The 15,934-nt window shown below is 74.2% G+C and carries 13 protein-coding genes; 4 read left to right on the top strand and 9 right to left on the bottom strand.

The window, feature by feature from the left end:
* Together ACFXPX_RS11675 and ACFXPX_RS11680 are read right to left on the bottom strand one after the other, a co-directional pair.
* A partial coding sequence (locus ACFXPX_RS11675; RefSeq protein ID WP_380640884.1) for a beta-glucosidase occupies positions 1-2,520 on the bottom strand: 2,520 nt, incomplete at its 3' end.
* A 27-nt stretch (positions 2,521-2,547) separates the two neighbouring features.
* On the bottom strand, positions 2,548-3,252 hold the full coding sequence (locus ACFXPX_RS11680; protein WP_380524460.1) for an alpha/beta fold hydrolase: 705 nt from the start codon (positions 3,250-3,252) through the stop codon (positions 2,548-2,550).
* A 152-nt stretch (positions 3,253-3,404) separates the two neighbouring features.
* Here ACFXPX_RS11680 and ACFXPX_RS11685 point away from each other — a divergent pair, with 152 nt between their 5' ends.
* The 4 genes from ACFXPX_RS11685 to ACFXPX_RS11700 all read left to right on the top strand — a co-directional run bounded on the left by ACFXPX_RS11685 (position 3,405) and on the right by ACFXPX_RS11700 (position 8,934).
* Positions 3,405-4,598, top strand: a complete 1,194-nt coding sequence (locus ACFXPX_RS11685) for a LacI family DNA-binding transcriptional regulator (RefSeq protein WP_380524461.1) — start codon at positions 3,405-3,407, stop codon at positions 4,596-4,598.
* 180 nt (positions 4,599-4,778) lie between these two features.
* Positions 4,779-5,483, top strand: coding sequence for a metal-dependent hydrolase (locus tag ACFXPX_RS11690; protein ID WP_380524462.1), 705 nt, complete (start codon positions 4,779-4,781; stop codon positions 5,481-5,483).
* Positions 5,484-5,605: 122 nt separating this feature from the next.
* Entirely contained in the window at positions 5,606-7,186 is a 1,581-nt protein-coding gene (locus ACFXPX_RS11695; RefSeq protein WP_380524464.1) for an FMN-binding glutamate synthase family protein, read from the top strand.
* A 20-nt stretch (positions 7,187-7,206) separates the two neighbouring features.
* Positions 7,207-8,934 (top strand): thiamine pyrophosphate-dependent enzyme, encoded by a 1,728-nt coding sequence (locus tag ACFXPX_RS11700; RefSeq protein ID WP_380524465.1) that lies wholly within the window; start codon positions 7,207-7,209, stop codon positions 8,932-8,934.
* A 27-nt stretch (positions 8,935-8,961) separates the two neighbouring features.
* Here the strand turns inward: ACFXPX_RS11700 and ACFXPX_RS11705 are convergent, their stop codons facing one another.
* From ACFXPX_RS11705 to ACFXPX_RS11735, 7 genes are read right to left on the bottom strand one after another with little or no spacing between them, the layout of a single operon-like run.
* Positions 8,962-9,375 carry an STAS domain-containing protein gene (locus ACFXPX_RS11705; protein WP_380586284.1) on the bottom strand — a complete coding sequence of 138 codons (414 nt, stop codon included), beginning with the start codon at positions 9,373-9,375 and terminating at the stop codon, positions 8,962-8,964.
* 22 nt (positions 9,376-9,397) lie between these two features.
* A complete protein-coding gene (locus ACFXPX_RS11710; RefSeq protein ID WP_380524467.1) occupies positions 9,398-11,071 on the bottom strand; it encodes a SpoIIE family protein phosphatase in 1,674 nt (557 codons plus the stop codon).
* Positions 11,068-12,891, bottom strand: coding sequence for an ATP-binding protein (locus ACFXPX_RS11715; RefSeq protein ID WP_380524468.1), 1,824 nt, complete (start codon positions 12,889-12,891; stop codon positions 11,068-11,070). The genes ACFXPX_RS11710 and ACFXPX_RS11715 overlap by 4 nt, the downstream gene beginning before the upstream one ends.
* The gene (locus ACFXPX_RS11720; protein WP_380524469.1) at positions 12,888-14,141 is read right to left on the bottom strand and encodes an ATP-binding protein; all 1,254 of its coding nucleotides are present in this window, start codon (positions 14,139-14,141) and stop codon (positions 12,888-12,890) included. Before ACFXPX_RS11720 ends, ACFXPX_RS11715 begins: the two co-directional genes overlap by 4 nt.
* Entirely contained in the window at positions 14,129-14,545 is a 417-nt protein-coding gene (locus ACFXPX_RS11725; RefSeq protein WP_380524470.1) for an anti-sigma regulatory factor, read from the bottom strand. The genes ACFXPX_RS11720 and ACFXPX_RS11725 overlap by 13 nt, the downstream gene beginning before the upstream one ends.
* Entirely contained in the window at positions 14,542-14,919 is a 378-nt protein-coding gene (locus ACFXPX_RS11730) for an STAS domain-containing protein (RefSeq protein ID WP_380524471.1), read from the bottom strand. Before ACFXPX_RS11730 ends, ACFXPX_RS11725 begins: the two co-directional genes overlap by 4 nt.
* Positions 14,916-15,758, bottom strand: coding sequence for an STAS domain-containing protein (locus tag ACFXPX_RS11735; RefSeq protein WP_380524472.1), 843 nt, complete (start codon positions 15,756-15,758; stop codon positions 14,916-14,918). Before ACFXPX_RS11735 ends, ACFXPX_RS11730 begins: the two co-directional genes overlap by 4 nt.
* Positions 15,759-15,934: the final 176 nt, after the last annotated feature.

The raw sequence follows: 15,934 nt of genomic DNA on the forward strand, positions 1-15,934 counted from the left end.
GTCCTGCGGCACCACCAGGGCCCGGGCGAGCCGCCGGTCGCCGGCGCTGCGCCCGGCCTCGACGGTGTGCACGCCGGTGTTGGTGCGCCAGGTCTGCGCGGCCGGGTCCCAGCTCTGCACGGCCCGCAGTGGGAGGGTGATCCGGGCGGTGGCCTGCTCGCCGGGCCCGGCCTCGACCACGGCGAAACCCGCCAGCTGGCGGTCCGGGCGGCTGCGGTCCGAGCCGTCGGTGGCGACGTACACCTGCACCACCTCGCGGCCGGGCCGCGCACCGGTGTTGCGGACCCGGACGGTCACCTCGGCGAGGGCCTCGGCGGAGCCGTCCGTCGGCCGCGCCTCGCCGGTCAGGCGCGCCTCCTCGGACTGCCGTGCCTCGCCGGTCAGGCGCGCCTCCAAGCCCTCGTAGGACCAGTCGGTGTAGCCGGTGCCGGAGCCGAACCAGTAGGCGGGGGCGGCACCGGAGCGGCGCTGCCAGGCCCGGTAGCCGATGAACAGGCCCTCGCTGTAGTCGAGTCGGCCGTCGGTCGGGGAGACCTCCCAGACCGGGCTGTCGGCCTCCTCGGCGGGCCACGTGGTGGGCAGTCGGCCGCCCGGTTCGACGGTGCCGAGCAGCACGTCGGCCAGCGCCTCGCCGGCCTGCTGGCCCGGGAACCAGGCGAGCAGCACCGCGGCGACCGACTCCCGCCAGGGCATCAGCACCGGGGCGCCGGAGTTGACCACCACCACGGTGCGCGGGTTGGCGGCCGCGACCCGGGCGACCAGCTCGTCCTGGCGGCCGGGAAGTCGCAGTCCGGCACGGTCCACGCCCTCGCTCTCCACCTCCTCGGTGGTGCCGACCACGACCACCGCGACCTCGGCCGCCCGGGCCGCCGCCACGGCGCGTTCGATCAGCTCCTCCGCGGAGGCGGTCGGGGCGGCGTGGCCGAGGGTGAAGGAGACCAGCCCGAAGCCGGCGAAGCCGGCCGCCTCCGGGAGGAAGTGGGTGAGCGTCACCTCGGCGGTGCCGGTGTCGGTGAGCTCCAGGTCGAAGCGCCGCTCCGGCGGGTTGAGGAAGGCAGCGGCCGGGTCCTCGCCGACGGGCAGCAGGACGTCGTCGAAGAGCACCGCGCCGTCCGCCTCCAGCCGGAAGCGGCCGACGCCGCGGACGGAGAGCTGGTGGCGCCCGGCGGGGCCGGCCGGGACGGTGGTGGTGACCCGGACCCGGGACAGCCCGCCGAAGGCCACGCCGCCGGGCAGGGTGCCGAGCCAGCGCACCTCGCCCTCCGGCAGGACGGCGGTGCCGAGCGCCGTGCCGTCCGCGTCGAGCAGTTCGGCGGTGCAGTCGGCGGCCAGCGGGGAGAGGTGGGTGCGGGGGTCGGAGCCCAGCTCGTACACCAGCTCGGCGCCGGGGCCGAGGGCGGCGCGCAGGCCGTCCAGCGGGCTGACCACCCGGGTCGGGAAGACCTGGGCGCTGCCGCCGCCGCCGATCCGGGCCTCGGCGGCGGCAGCGCCGATCACCGCGAGCCGGGCCGGCGCCGGGGCGAGCGGCAGTATGCCGCCCTGGTTGCGCAGCAGCACGAAGGACCGGGCGGCCAGTTCGCGCACCAGCGCCTCGCCGTCCACGGGCGCGGGCAGCTGCTCGGCCGGGACGGCCGCCGGTGCGCCGGCCAGCAGGCCGACCCGGGCGGCCAGCCGCAGGACGCGGCGGGCCAGTCCGTCGACCACGGACCCGGGGACCAGGCCCTCGCGGACGGCCCGCACCAAGTGCTCGCCGTAGACGGTGGCCGGGCCGGGCATGGCGACGTCGAGGCCGCCGAGCGCGGCCCGGACGGTGTCCCGGGCGCCGGTCCAGTCCGAGACCAGGACCCCGTCGAAGCCCCACTCCTCGCGCAGGACCCGGTTGTTGAGCTCCTGGTGCTCGCTCATGGACGGGCCGTTGACGCCGTTGTAGGCGGCCATCAGGCCCCAGGGCCGGGCCTTGCGGACGATCGTCTCGAAGGGTGCCAGGTACAGCTCGCGCAGGGCGCGTTCGTCCACCCGGACGTCGACGGTGTAGCGCTCGGTCTCGGAGTCGTTGGCGACGAAGTGCTTCGGCGTGGTGCCGACCCCGCCTTCCTGGACGCCGGCCACCAGCGCGGCGCCGATCTCCCCGGTGAGCACCGGGTCCTCCGAGTAGCACTCGAAGTGGCGGCCGCCGCGCGGGCTGCGATGCAGGTTGACGGTCGGGGCGAGGACGACGTGGGCGCCCTTGCGGCGTGCCTCCTGGGCGAGCAGCCGGCCGGCCCGGCGGGCCAGCTCCGGGTCCCAGGTGGCGGCGAGCGCGGTGGGCGAGGGCAGGGCCACGGACGGGTCGTCCGGGGTCCACCGCTCGCCGCGCACGCCGGCCGGGCCGTCGGACCAGACCAGTCGGCCGAGGCCGATCCGCTCGTCGGCGGGCAGCGACCACATGTCGGCGCCGGCCAGCAGGGCGACCTTGCCGGGCAGGTCCAGCCGGGCCAGGGCGGTCTCGACGGCGGCTTCGCGGCGGGCGTCGGGGGTCATCGGGTTCTCCTTGCGGTCGGTCACGGGTCAGATCCAGCCGTCGAGCGCGGCCATGAAGCCGTCGAAGTCGTCCCGCTGCACGGTGTGGCCGGCGCCGGGCACGGTGCGGACCTCGAAGCCGCGCCCGCGCAGGGCCTCGGCGTCATCGGGGCCGACCAGGAAGCTGCCGTCGGCGAGCACCACCAGCGACTGCACGGCCGCGGCGGCGGGCAGGCCGGCCCGCCGGTCGGCCAGGCCGCGCGCGGTGTCCGGGTCCCAGACGGCGAGGGTGGCGAGTTCGACGTCGACGTCGGCCGCCTCCCAGCGGGGGTTGAGCGCGGTGATCTGCTCCCGGGTGGCGTCCCGGAAGGCGACGAACATCTCCGGGTCGACCTGTGCCTGGGCGAACTGCCAGGCCGGGTCGACGTACACGGCGCGAGTCGGCCTCAGCCGCTCGACCGCGCCGAGCAGGCTGAGGCCGCCGAGCGAGTGGCCGACGGCCAGCTCGATCCCGGCCGGGAGGGTCTCCACCAGGTCGTCGGCGTACGCCTCCAGCGGGTAGCGCTCGTGCGGGCTCGCGCCGGTGCCGCGCGGGCTGAGCCCGTGGCCGCGCTGGTCGACGGCGATGACCCGGTAGCCGTGTTCGGCGAGCGCCGGGCCGACCCGGCGCCAGCTGCGGTGGTCGGACATGATGCCGTGCACCAGTACGGCGATCCGGTCGCCGCTGCCCCACTCGTGGGTGCTCAACTTCATTGCTCTGCAACCTTTCCGGGGGGTGAGCAGCGTGTTCGGTGCCGCAGCGGTTGGTCATGGTTACACGTGTAACGGTTACTCGTGTAACCATAGGTTTAGCAGCAGGATCCGGCCACCGGCCAGAGCCTCGGCGTGAAAAGATGCGAACCGTTATGAACAGCAGCGACACTCCGGCCCCCGAGGCCCCCGCAGGCCGGCCGACCGCTCCCGGCGGGGCTCCGTCGGCTCACAGCGGCACCTCGTCCGCGCCCGCCGGCGGGCGGCCCGGTCTACGGCCCGACGGACGGCCCGCCGACGTACCGGCCGACGACGCACTGCCCGCCGACGTCGGTGGCGCGCCGACCAGCGCGGACGTGGCCCGGCTGGCCGGGGTCTCCCGCGCCACCGTCTCCTTCGTGCTCAACGACACCGCCGGCGGCCGGGTGAGCGAGCGCACCCGGACCAGGGTCCGCGCCGCGGCCGAGCAGCTCGGCTACGTCCCGCACGCGGGAGCCCGCTCGCTGCGGGCCGGCCGCACCGGACTGGTCCTGGTGGTCGGCGACGCGGTGCCGATCGGCCCGCTGTTCAGCGGCTTCTACCGGGAGTTCCAGGAGGCCCTGCACGGGCACGGGTACACCGCCGTCCTGCTCGGCCCCAGCCAAGGAGCCGGGGACGCCGCGGCCCGCACCTGGGCCGAGCTGCGCCCCACCGCCGTGCTCTGCCTGGCCCGTGACCTCACCCCGGACGGCGTGCGGATCCTGCGCCGCTCCGGCACCCGCGCCGTCCTCACCCTCGGCGTGCCGCCCGTCCCCGGCGCGCACGCCCTGACCATGGACCAGCGAGAGGTCGGCGCGGTCGCCGCAGCGCACCTGCTGGAGCGCGGCCGGCGCCGGATCGGCGTCGTGCTGCCCGAGGACCGCGCCCTCGACGTGTTCAGCGACGCCCGGTTGGCGGGCGCCCGGGCGGCGGTGGCCGCCACGGCCGATTCCGGTTCCGGCCCCGGAACCGGTGCGGTCGTCGAACCGCTGCGCCTCGCCTACACCGAGGCATCCGCCGCCGCCCTCGCCGAGCGCTGCCGCGCACTAGGCCTGGACGCCCTGTTCGGCTACAACGACGAGTACGCCGTCCTGGCCCAACGCGCCCTCCAGGACGCCGGGGTCGACGTACCCGCTGCGGTGGCCGTGGTCGGCGCCGACGACCTGCTGCTGGCCCGGCTGGTGCGGCCGAGGCTGAGCTCGGTCCGGGTCGGGCTGCCGTCCGGCGAGGAACTCGCCGCTCTGGTCGAGCAGTTCGTCGCCGATCCGGAGGCACCCCGGGTGAGCCGGAACCTGATGACGGTCGACCTGGCCGCCCGCGACTCCTCGTAGGCCGTCCGCGGGGTTCCTGGTGGTGATCGGGGCGGGGTGCCGCTCCCGGTCGGCAACCCGGCTGGCCGGACCGCCGCAGGTGTTCGGGGGAATGGTCCGGGCCGAAGGGGGCAGGCGGGCGGTCGGCAGGGCGTCGGCGGGGCCGGCGGCCGGCCCGATGGGGAGGGGGCGGGTTCCGGAGTGCTGGGTCAGTCACATGCGATCGGCGGGGCGCTGCTCTTCGCGGCGACCGCGCCGGTGCTGCCGGAGGCGCTGTTCGACACGGGGATGCGGCCGAGCGAAGTGCTGATCGGCACCCTGCTCTGCGCCGGAGCGGCGCTGCTGCCGGACCTCGACCACCACGACGCGACGCCCGCGCACCTGCTGGGTCCGCTGTCGAGGGGGCTGTGCCGGCTGATCGGCAGGCTGTCGGGGGGCCACCGGCACGCGACCCACTCGCTGCTGTTCGTGGCGCTCACCGGGTGGGGCACCTGGATGGGCGTCACCCGCGTCGGCAATGGCTTCACCGTCGGTCTCGCCTTCGTGCTGTTCGCGCTCGCGGCGCGGGCCCTGCACCTGCACCCGCCGGGCCGCGGGCTGACGGCATGGGTGACCTCCGTCGGTCTGGCCGGGGTCGGGGCCGCGACGGTGGCCGTCTGGTTCACCGGCTTCGCCGACCGGCTGCCCTACACGGTCTGCCTGGGGACCTTGAGCCACCTGGTCGGTGACTGCCTGACCCGCAGGGGCGCGCCCCTGTTCTGGCCCTGGCCCGGGCGCTTCGAGCTGGTGCTGATCAGGCGCACCGGCGGGAAGGTGGAGACCAGGTTCGTCGTCCCGCTGATGACGGTCGCCACCTTCGCGGTGCTGTGGTTCTCGGTCTTCTCCCCACTCCTGGCCGCGAGTTGAGCGCCGCGGTGCGGTCCGCGGCTGAGTCGACCAGGTGAGCCGCCTCATGCGATCCGATCACGGGCCAGATCCACGCGACCAGGGCGATTGACCGGGCGTTTCGGGGACAGACGGCTGCTGTGATGAGATTTCTCGCAGTTGCCCTGACAGTCTGTTCAGCGGTCGGCACCACGGTGGCCGCCCTGGTCGTCTCGCCGTGGTGGTGGTGTGCGGCGGCCGTCCTCCTCCCGTTGTCGGCACTGGCCCTGGCGGACCTGTTGCAGACCCGGCATTCCGTGCTGCGGAACTTCCCGGTCATCGGTCATCTGCGGTTCGTGCTGGAGGGCATCCGGCCGGAGGTGCAGCAGTACTTCGTCGAACGCAATGTGGACGGCAGCCCGTTCGACCGTGACACCCGCAGCATCGTCTACCAGCGGGCCAAGGGGACGGACGCGGAGGAGCCCTTCGGCACGGAGCTGGACCTGTACGGCACCGGACGCGAGTTCCTGGTGCCGTCGATGGCCCCGGTCGCCGTGCCGGACCGGGCGCCCCGGGTGCCGGTCGGCGGTCCCGACTGCGCCCGGCCGTACCCGATGGCGTTGCTCAACGTGTCGGCGATGAGCTACGGCTCGCTGTCCGCCAACGCGCTGCTGGCCCTGAACACCGGTGCGGCGCTGGGGGGTTTCGCCCACGACACCGGCGAGGGAGGGCTGTCCGAGTACCACCTGCGGCCCGGAGGAGACCTGATCTGGGAGATCGGCACCGGCTACTTCGGCTGCCGCACCGAGGACGGCGACTTCGACCCCGGCGCGTTCGCCGAGAAGGCGGCGCACCCGCACGTCAAGTGCGTGTCGCTCAAGCTCAGCCAGGGTGCCAAGCCGGGGATCGGCGGCGTGCTGCCCGGGTCGAAGGTCGACGCGCGGATCGCGCGGGTGCGCGGGGTCCCGGAGGGCAGGACGGTGGTCTCCCCGCCCTACCACCGGGTGTTCTCCACGCCGCGCGAACTGGTCCGCTTCATCGGCCGGATGCGCGAACTGACGGGCGGCAAGCCGACCGGCTTCAAGCTCTGTGTCGGTTCGCGCCAGCAGTTCCTCGCCGTCTGCAAGGCGATGCTGGAGGAGGGGGTGACACCGGACTTCATCGTCGTGGACGGCGCGGAGGGCGGGACGGGGGCCGCCCCGCTCGAATTCGCCGACCACCTCGGAATGCCGCTCACCGAGGGACTGATGACGGTCCACGACGCACTGGTCGGCACCGGGCTGCGGGACCGCATCCGGATCGGCGCCAGCGGCAAGGTGGCCACCGGGAGCGACCTGGTCAAGCGGCTGATCCAGGGGGCGGACTACACCAACGCGGCCCGGGCCATGATGTTCGCCGTCGGCTGCATCCAGGCCCAGCGCTGCCACACCAACACCTGTCCGGTCGGCGTGGCCACCCAGGACCCGCGCCGCGCCCGTGCGCTGCACGTGGGCGACAAGTCCCAGCGGGTACGGCGCTACCAGGAGGCCACCGTCCGCAGCGCCCTGCAGATCATGGCCGCCATGGGCGTCGACCACCCGTCCCAGCTGCGCCCGCACATGCTCCAGCGGCGCCTCGGCCCGCAGACCATCCGCTCCTACGCGGACACCCATCACCGGCTGGAGCCCGGGCAGTTGCTCCAGGAGCCACCCGCCGGCTGGGCGCGCGACTGGGACGCCGCCCGCCCCGACCGGTTCACCGTCTGACACCCCCGAGAGGAACCCCCGTGGCACGAACCGTAGCCCGCGTGATCGTCGATGCCCTGCAGGAGCTGGGCGTGCGCCAGGTGTTCGGCGTCGTCGGCGACGCCCTGAACCCGCTCACCGACGCCATCCGCACCACCGAAGGCCTGGACTGGGTCGGCTGCCGGCACGAGGAGGCCGCGGCGTTCGCGGCCGGCGCCCAGTCCCAGCTGTCCGGCAGCCTGGGCGTGTGCATGGGGACCGTCGGCCCCGGCTCCGTGCACCTTCTCAACGGACTGTACGACGCGGCCAAGAGCCGCACCCCGGTACTGGCCATCGCCGGCCAGGTTCCGCGTTCCGAGCTGGGCAGCGACTACTTCCAGGAGGTCGACAACGACCTGCTGTTCCGGGACGTCGCGGTCTTCCGGGCCACCGTGACCTCGCCGGACCAGCTGCCCAGGATGCTGGAGACCGCCGTCCGGAGCGCGGTCGGCGAGCGCGGTGTCGCCGTCCTCACCGTCCCCGGGGACCTCGGCGACCGTGAGTTGACCGACGACCGCCCCGCCCGCTTCCCGCGCGTGCGGCCCGTCACCCGGGCCGATGACGCGGGCATCCGCGAGGCCGCCGACCTCGTCAACGCCGCGGAGCGGATCACCCTCCTGGTCGGCCGGGGGGCCCGGGACGCCCGCCAGGAGGTGCTGGAACTCGCCGGGCGGCTGTCCGCCCCGATGGTCCTCACCCTGAAGGCCAAGGAGGGCTTCGAGGGGGAGAACCCGTACCAGATCGGCCAGACCGGCCTGATCGGCAATCCCGCCGCCGCCCAGGCGCTCGACGCCTGCGACACCCTGATCATGCTCGGTACCGACTTCCCCTACCGGGACTGGTACCCCGCCGACTGCAAGGTCGTCCAGATCGACCTCCTGGAGCGCAACCTCGGCCGCCGCACCCCGGTCGACGTGGGACTGGCCGGCGACACCGGTGCCACCCTCCGCGCGCTCCTGCCGCTCCTGCGGCCCGCCGGGGGCGACGCCCACCTCAAGGAGGCCCGCGAACGCTTCGAGCAGTGGACCGAAGGACAGCGGCACCTGGCGGACCCCCGGCACGACCACCGACTGCTCGGACGGCTGCGCAGCGCGCTGGACAACCGCGACCACGACGTCCGGCCGGAGGCGTTGGCCGCCGCGGTCGACGCCTGCGCGAGCGACGACGCGATCTTCACCTCCGACACCGGCATGGCGACGGTCTGGCTGTCCCGGTTCGTGACCATGCGCGGCCGCCGTCGCCTGCTCGGGTCCTACAACCTGGGTTCGATGGCCAACGCCATGCCCCAGGCCATCGGCGCCCAGCTCTGGGCCCCCGACCGGCAGGTCGTGGCCTTCTGCGGTGACGGGGGGCTGAGCATGCTCCTCGGCGACCTGATGACGATCAGGACCCACCGGCTGCCGGTCAAGCTCATCGTGTTCGACAACCGCCGCCTCGGCATGGTGAAGCTCGAACAGGAACAGGCCGGACTGCCGGAGTTCGGCACCGAGCTGGACAACCCGGACTTCGCCGCCGTCGCGACCGCCCTCGGCCTGACCGGTATCCGGGTCACCCGTCCCTCGGAGCTGTCCGACGCGGTCCGCCGGGCCTTCGACACACCCGGACCGGTGCTCCTGGACGTCCTGACCAACCCGCAGGAACTCGCCGTTCCGGGCAAGCCGACCGTCGAGCAGGGTTGGGGATTCGCGATCGCCAAGATCAAGGAGACGCTCCGGAGCCACGACGGCTGACCGGGACCCGCCGGGGTTCAGGGCGGGTCACCGGCCGACGTCATCGGCCCCGCCCGGCGATCGCGGGTCTTCGCCGGGCGGGGCCGGGCGTGCTCCGGTCAGGGCGGCGACGGCCGCTTCGACCCGCTGGTGGTGCGTCACCAGGCCGTCCACGCCGGTCAGGGTGAACAGCATCCGCAGGTGGGCGGGTGTGCCGACCAGCGGGAGCCGGGTTCCGGGGGGACGGGGGCGGCGGGAGGCGAGGACGAGCTCGGAGACCCCGATCGAATCGCAGAACTCCAGCCCGGAGATGTCCAGGACCACCGGTACCCCGGTCGGGACCCCTTCGAGGGCCCGGTGGAGGCGTGGCGCGGTGTGGTAGTCGAGCTCCCCGGCGAGCACGACGACGGCCGCACCCGCCGGATGGGTGCTGACGACGATGGTGAGGGTGAAGGCGGGCACCACGTGGCTCCGGGGAGGTCGGTCAGTCGAGGCGGGCGAGCAGGAGGGCGACGTCGTCGGTCTGGGCTCTCGCGAACGTGGTGAGCAGCAGGTCGCCGGTCGCGTCCAGGTCGGCGGGGGCCCGGCAGAAGGTGTCCCGGAGACCCTCCAGGCTGACTTCCAGGTCCTCGCCCGGTACCTCCACCAGGCCGTCGGTGACCAGCAGCAGGGTGCTGCCGGGAGGCACGTCGTAGGTGCGGACGGGCGGCTGCGGCAGGTCGAGCCCGAGCAGGATGCCGTGCTCGGTGAGGTAGCCGGCCGAGCCGTCGGGCAGTCGCAGCAGCGGCGGCAGGTGGCCCGCGTTGGCGAGGTGGAGCCGGCGGCGGCCCGGTTCGATGAGCACCAGGCAGACCGTGGCGGTGACGCCCGGGCGCAGCCGGACGAGCAGTGTGTCCAACCGGCGCAGCAGGGCCTGCGGGTCGTGCCCCTCGATCGCGTAGGCGCGCAGGGCGTGCCGGAGCTCGCCCATCACCATGGCGGCTTCGAGGGAGTGCCCGGCGACGTCGCCGATGGCCAGGAGCAGACCGGCCGGGGTGTCGATCGCCTCGTAGAAGTCGCCGCCGATCTCGCTGCGGTCCGAGGCGGGCTCGTACCGGACGGCGAGGTCGACGCCGGCGACGGTGGGGAGCCGGCTGGGCAGGAAGCTCCGTTGGAGGGTCAGGGCGAGAGCGTGCTCCTCGGCCTGGCTGCGCAGTGCTTCGAGGGCGAGCGCGGTGGCCTGGGTCAGCTGGGACAGCAGCCGGCGTTCGTCCAGTCCTGCGACGGCCCGGGCTTCGACGGCCAGGGCCACCAGGGGGCGGCCGGGCTTGGTCCGGGCGACGACCAGGGCGACCGGACCGTCCTGCGGCGCACCCGGCGAGCCGGCGCTCTCCGCCAGCGCGGCCCGCCACTCGGCGGCGCCGAGCTCGGCGATGGCGGTTCCGGTGGTGTCCCCCAGGGTGTGGTGGGCGATCGTGTCCAGCAGGGCAGGCCGCGCGGTGAGCAGGCGGATCCCGTGGTTGTCGGCCGCCACCGGCCGGTCGGTCGCCCCGGGCGCCGCGCCGCCCGGGGAGCACTCGGCGAGGTGGACCGACTCGGCGTGGGGGCCGAGCGCGATGGCGGTCGCGCAGCCGGCGCCGAGGTCGGCCGCGCCCAGCGCGGCGGCCGTCACCAGGGCGTTGGCGTCGGCCGCGCCGTAGAGCGCCAGGGTGCTGCGGTGCAGCGCGGCGACCCGCCCGGCCAGCAGTTCCGCCCTGCGGCGTGCCCGGGAGTAGCGCAGCACGGCGCTGACGGTGGCCTGGAGTTCGGCGGGGTCGATGGGCTCGGTGAGGTAGGCGTCGGCGCCCCGGTGCAGTCCCTGGGTGCGGTCGCTCGCCTCGATGGCGGTGGCCGAGATGTGGATGACGGGGAGGTCGGCCGTGCGGGGCCGCTCCTTGATCCGCTCGCACACCTCGAAGCCCGTCATGTCGGGCAGCTTGACGTCCACCACGGCCAGTTCGGGCAGTTCCCGCTCGGGGGCGTCCGCGAGCATGGCCAGCGCCTGGCCGCCGTCGACGGCTTCGACGACGGTGTGTCCGTTGCGGCGCAGCCAGCTGCCCACGACGTAGCGGGTGGCGGGGTTGTCGTCGAGGACCAGGATCGTGGCCGGCCCGGCGTCGGGAACGGCGGTACCGGTCATGGGTGCTCCTCCGGCTGGGCGGGCGGGCCCGGCGGCCGCCGACTGGGCGCGCTGGTCTCCGGCACGGCGGCGCGCGCGGCCCCGCCGTGCAGGGCGCGCCCCAGCCGGTCGCCGGTCAGGTCCGACTTGTGCAGGATCGCTCGGGCCCTGGTCAGGCGGTCGTGGTCGAGGGAGGTGAGCAGGGCGGAGGTGAGGACCACGACCGGCAGACGGCTGACGGCCGGGTCGGCCTTCAGCTGCGCCAGCACCCGGTAGCCGTCGAGGTCCTTCATGTGGAGGTCGAGGAAGACGCCGTCCGGCTGTTCGCGCCGGATCACGGAGAGTGCCTCGGCACTGTCCGCGACCTCCACGACGTGCTCGGCGACCTCGTGCAGCAGGGGTTTCAGCACAGCACGGAACGCCGGGTCGTCGTCCACCACGACGACCCGCGCCGCCCGGGGCGCCGGTCCGCCGCCCTGATCGGGCGACAGCGGGAGCCGCACCGTGATCGTGGTGCCCACGCCCTCGGTACTGCTCAGGTGCAACTCGCCGCCGAGGAGTTCGGCCAGTCGCCGGGCGTACGGCAGGCCGAGGCCGGTGCCGTGCCGCCCCCGCTGGTGCGGGCCGCGGACTTGGTAGAACTCCTCGAACACGCGGCTCTGCTGATCAACCGGGATCCCGATCCCGGTGTCGGCCACGGTCAGGACGAGCTGCTCCGGTCCGAGCGGTCCGGTCCCGTCGAAGCGGGCGTCGAGGTTCACCGACCCCGTCTCGGTGAACTTCAGGGCGTTGGACAGCAGGTTGCGCAGGATCCGGGTGAGCATCGTCTCGTCGCCGAGGACCGGCCGCGGGTCCTGCGGTGCGGTGATGGCCAGTTCGACGTCCGGGCCGGCCAGGCCGCGCAGTGTGCCCTCCAGCTGGGTCAGTACGGCCCGCAGGTCCAGCTGCGCCCAGGTGGGTTCGAGGTTCCCGGATTCGGCCTTGGCCACGTCCAGGAGTTCGTCGACGAGGGCGAGCAGGGTGCGGCCGGAGTCGGCGATCAGCGAGAGCTGCTGCCCGCGTTCGGCCTCCGGGCACCCGGTGTCGGCCAGCAGCAGCTCCGCCAGCCCCACGACCGCGTTGACGGGCGTGCGCAGCTCGTGGCTGACATTGGCCCAGAACCGGGTCTTGGCCTCACTGGCCTCGCGCAACTGCCGCGATTTCTCGTCCAGTTCGGCGTAGAGCGCGACCACGCCGCGATTCGTCTCCTCGAGCTCCTTGGAGAGTTCGGCGTAGAGGGCGACGACCCCGCGGTTCGTCTCGGCCAGCTCCTCGTTGAGGCGTTTGAGCTCCTCGCGCTGCGCCCGGGTCTGTTCCAGCGCGGCTATCAGGTCGTGGGCCTGCGCCCGGGAGTCGTCCAGGTCGCTCTCGCCGCCGTGGCTGTCCAGCAGCCACCGTGCCCGCTGTACGGCGACGAGTTGGTCGCCCGCCAGGTGCGGGAGCTGCTGCTCCAGGCTCACCCAGCCGCCCGCGCCGCCGGGGCCGATCCTGGTCGTGAGCAGCCGGCCGCAGGCGCCGACGGTCTCGTCCGAGGGCACCCGGGCACCCTGCCACTCCAGGGTGACGTGCAGGCCGGGGAGAGGCGCTAGGTGGAGGTCGAAGCGGGCGGTGAGCAGCTCACTGCCGAGCAGATCGCGGCAGAGCTCGCTCAGGGCGGTCGCCAGGCGCACGGCGTCCTGGTCGTCGGACCCGAGCAGCTCCGCGACGGTCTTGCCGACCCGGCGCAGGACGAAGCCGTCCCTGGCCGAGACGACCGGTACCGTGCCGAGCCGGAGTGCGGAGGGTTCCACCGGGGCGTTCACCACAGTCCCTTCGCCACCAGGACGCCGGCGTCGTCCCGGCGCACGCCGGCCTCGCGCAGCAGCAGCGCCGCGGCCGTGGCCGGCAGGTGGGAGAACGCGCCGCCCAGCTCGGAGGGCCGCCAGCGGTCGGTCAGCCCGTCGGAGTGCATGACCACCGCGCTGTGGTCTGCCAGTCGGTGGCTGATGGTGCGCAGCACGGGCAACTGGTGGCCGACGATCCCGGGAGCCGACGGGAGCGAGCGGCGCGTCCCGGTCGCCGGGTCGACGACGAAGGTGCTGATGTTGCCGACACCGCTGAAGCTGACCCGGTGCTCGGCCGGCTCGACCAGGGCGACCGCCACCGCGCCGCCGCGCCCGGAGCGCAGGGCGCGGTGGATGTCGGCCAGCACCCCGTCCGGCGTCCGGGCCGCGCTCCGGCGGAAGGCGGCCACGGCGTCCAGGGCGGCCTTGGCGGCGAGCGGCCCGTGCCCGAGACCGTCGCAGAACATGGTCAGGAACGCCCGGTCCGCGGGCCCGGTGGCGCGCTCCGCGGCAGCGGCGGTCGGTGCGGCGGGCCGGAGCGCGGCGCGCGTCGCGGACGCGTGCTCCGCCCGGTCGGCCGGGCGCGACGGCCGGGTGCCGGTGAGCACCGACCAGTCCAGCACCGTGCGGTGGGCGGCCGGCCGGGTGGCCGGCTCGACCGCCCCGGCTTCCGGCGCCGGGCGCACGGCGTCGACCGGGCGGGCGGCCCAGGCGTCCCCGCAGTGGTCCTGACCGCTCATCGGCCGGGTGATGCCCGTCACCACCGGCTCCGGGCAGGCCGCCGCCCGCCGCCCGCCCGCCGTGCGGTTCCAGAACCGTGCCGTCAGCACGGTGCCCGCTCCGGGCAGTGAGTGCAGGTCGAAGGTGTCGGCCAGGCGGGAGATGGCGCCCAGCCCGATTCCGAGCGTCCCGCGCGAGGAGACGCCGTCGGTGAGCGACCGGTGGACATCGGCCATGCCAGGCCCGCTGTCCATGGTGACGCACTCCAGTGCGGCCTCGGAGTCCGTGCGGACCACCCGGAGCAGCAGCGACCCCTCCCGGGCGTGCCGGCGCAGGTTGGTCGCCGCCTCGCTGACCGCCAGACCCACCTCGCCGACCCGCTCGGGCAGCAGCCCCGCCCGGTGGCCGATGCTGCGGGCCGCGCTCCGGGCGGCGGCCGGCAGCGATTCGGTGTCCCGGAACCAGACCGCGTCCTCGCACTCCAGCAGGGGGACGGTCAGCGTGCCCATTTGGTCACCGACACCTTCGTGCCCACCGCGACCACGCTCTCCAGGGCGAAGTCGTCCACCAGCCGGCGCGCACCGCTCAGCCCGAGCCCGAGTCCACCGCCGGAGGTCCAGCCGTCGGTCAGGGCCAGGTCGAGGTCGGGGATGCCGGGGCCGCTGTCCTCGAACACCGCGCGCACGCCCCGCCGCCCGTCCCGGTGGATCGCGCCGCAGCGCATCGCGCCGCCGCCCCCGTAGACCAGGGTGTTGCGGGCGAGTTCACTGGCGGCGGTGACCAGCTTGGTCTGGTCCACGAGGGAGAGTCCGCACTGCTGGGCCAGGTTGCGCACGAGCTGCCTGGCTCGTACGACGTCGTCGTTGGACACGATCGGTACCGTCTGCTCCGTTCCTTCGCCCGACCCGGTCATGGGCGCTCCGCACGGGAAGTGCGGTCGCGCTCCAGCAGGGCGAGGCCCTTCTCCAGGGTCAGTGCGGTGCGCACACCGCCCAACGACAGGCCCAGTTCGACCAGGGTGATCGCGACCGCCGGCCGCATGCCCACGACGACGGTCTCGGCGTCGAGCAGCTTCGAGATCGCGGCGGCGCCGGCCAGCATCCGCCCGACGAAGGAGTCGACGATCTCCAGCGCGGTGATGTCGATGACCACGCCGATCGCTCCGGTCGCGACGATCCGCTGGGCCAGGTCGTCCTGCAGGTCCAGTACGGTCTGGTCCTCCAGGTCGATCTGGATCGACACCAGCAGGACCCGGCCGAGCTTGAGGATGGGTACGCGGTCGGTCACTTGTGGCCGCCCGCGGCGCTCTGCTCGGCACCGATGCGCTGCAGCACGTACCGCAGTGCGTCGGCCAGGGTCGCCTTGGTGACGATGTCCCCGAACTGGACGCCGAGGGCCACCAGGGTCTGGGCGATCTGCGGCCGGATGCCGGAGATGGTGCACTCCGCGCCCATCAGCCGGGCGGCCACGACCGTCTTCAGCAGGTGCTGCGCGACCTCGGTGTCCACCGCGGGCACGCCCGTGATGTCGATGATCGCCTGCTCGGACTCGGAGTCGACCAGGCTCTGGAGCAGCTTCTCCATGACGATCTGGGTCCGTGCCGAGTCGAGCGTGCCGACGAGTGGAACCGCGACCACACCCTCCCACAACTTGACGACGGGAGTGGAGAGTTCGAGCAGCTGCTCGGCCTGGGCGCTGATGATCTCCTCACGCGTCCGGGCGTACGCCTCGATCGTGAAGAGCCCGAGCCCGTCGAGCAGGCGGGACAGCTGGAGGTAGGCGGTGATGTCCTCGGCCGAGCTGGACGTGGTGGGCTCCAGCACGTCCTTGCAGGAGAACACGCTGGCGGCGGTCTCGGTGGGGGTGAAGCCGTGCTGCGCCCGGCTGCGCGAGAGCTCCACCAGCAGGGCCCGGACCTCCGAGTGCTCCTCCGCCCGCCAGTCCAGGCCGCCCTGGCGGAGGCCGTGCGCCAGAGCCTGGTAGAGGTCGGTCAGCTCCCGTTCGATCTCCGCCCGGCTGATCCGGCCGCGCAGGTTCCCGGAGACTTCCTCCACCCACTTGTCCAAGACCGCCGCGTCCCGCGTCAAGAGCTCCACGAGCCGCTCGGCCGATTCCACTGCCGCCATCAGGCGCACTCCTCCACTACCGCCGAATCGGCTCCCGGAGAGCCCGGGAGCCGGGAGACCGCCCGGGCGCACCGCGGCGGGACGACCGGGCGGTCTCCCGGCCGACCGGTCACCCGGTGCCGATCGGGACCCGTCTGCCCCGGAATCCGGATTCCACTCAGCCGAATCCGATTCCC

It is taken from the genome of Kitasatospora sp. NPDC059146, assembly GCF_042786665.1.
Lineage (GTDB): Bacteria > Actinomycetota > Actinomycetes > Streptomycetales > Streptomycetaceae > Kitasatospora.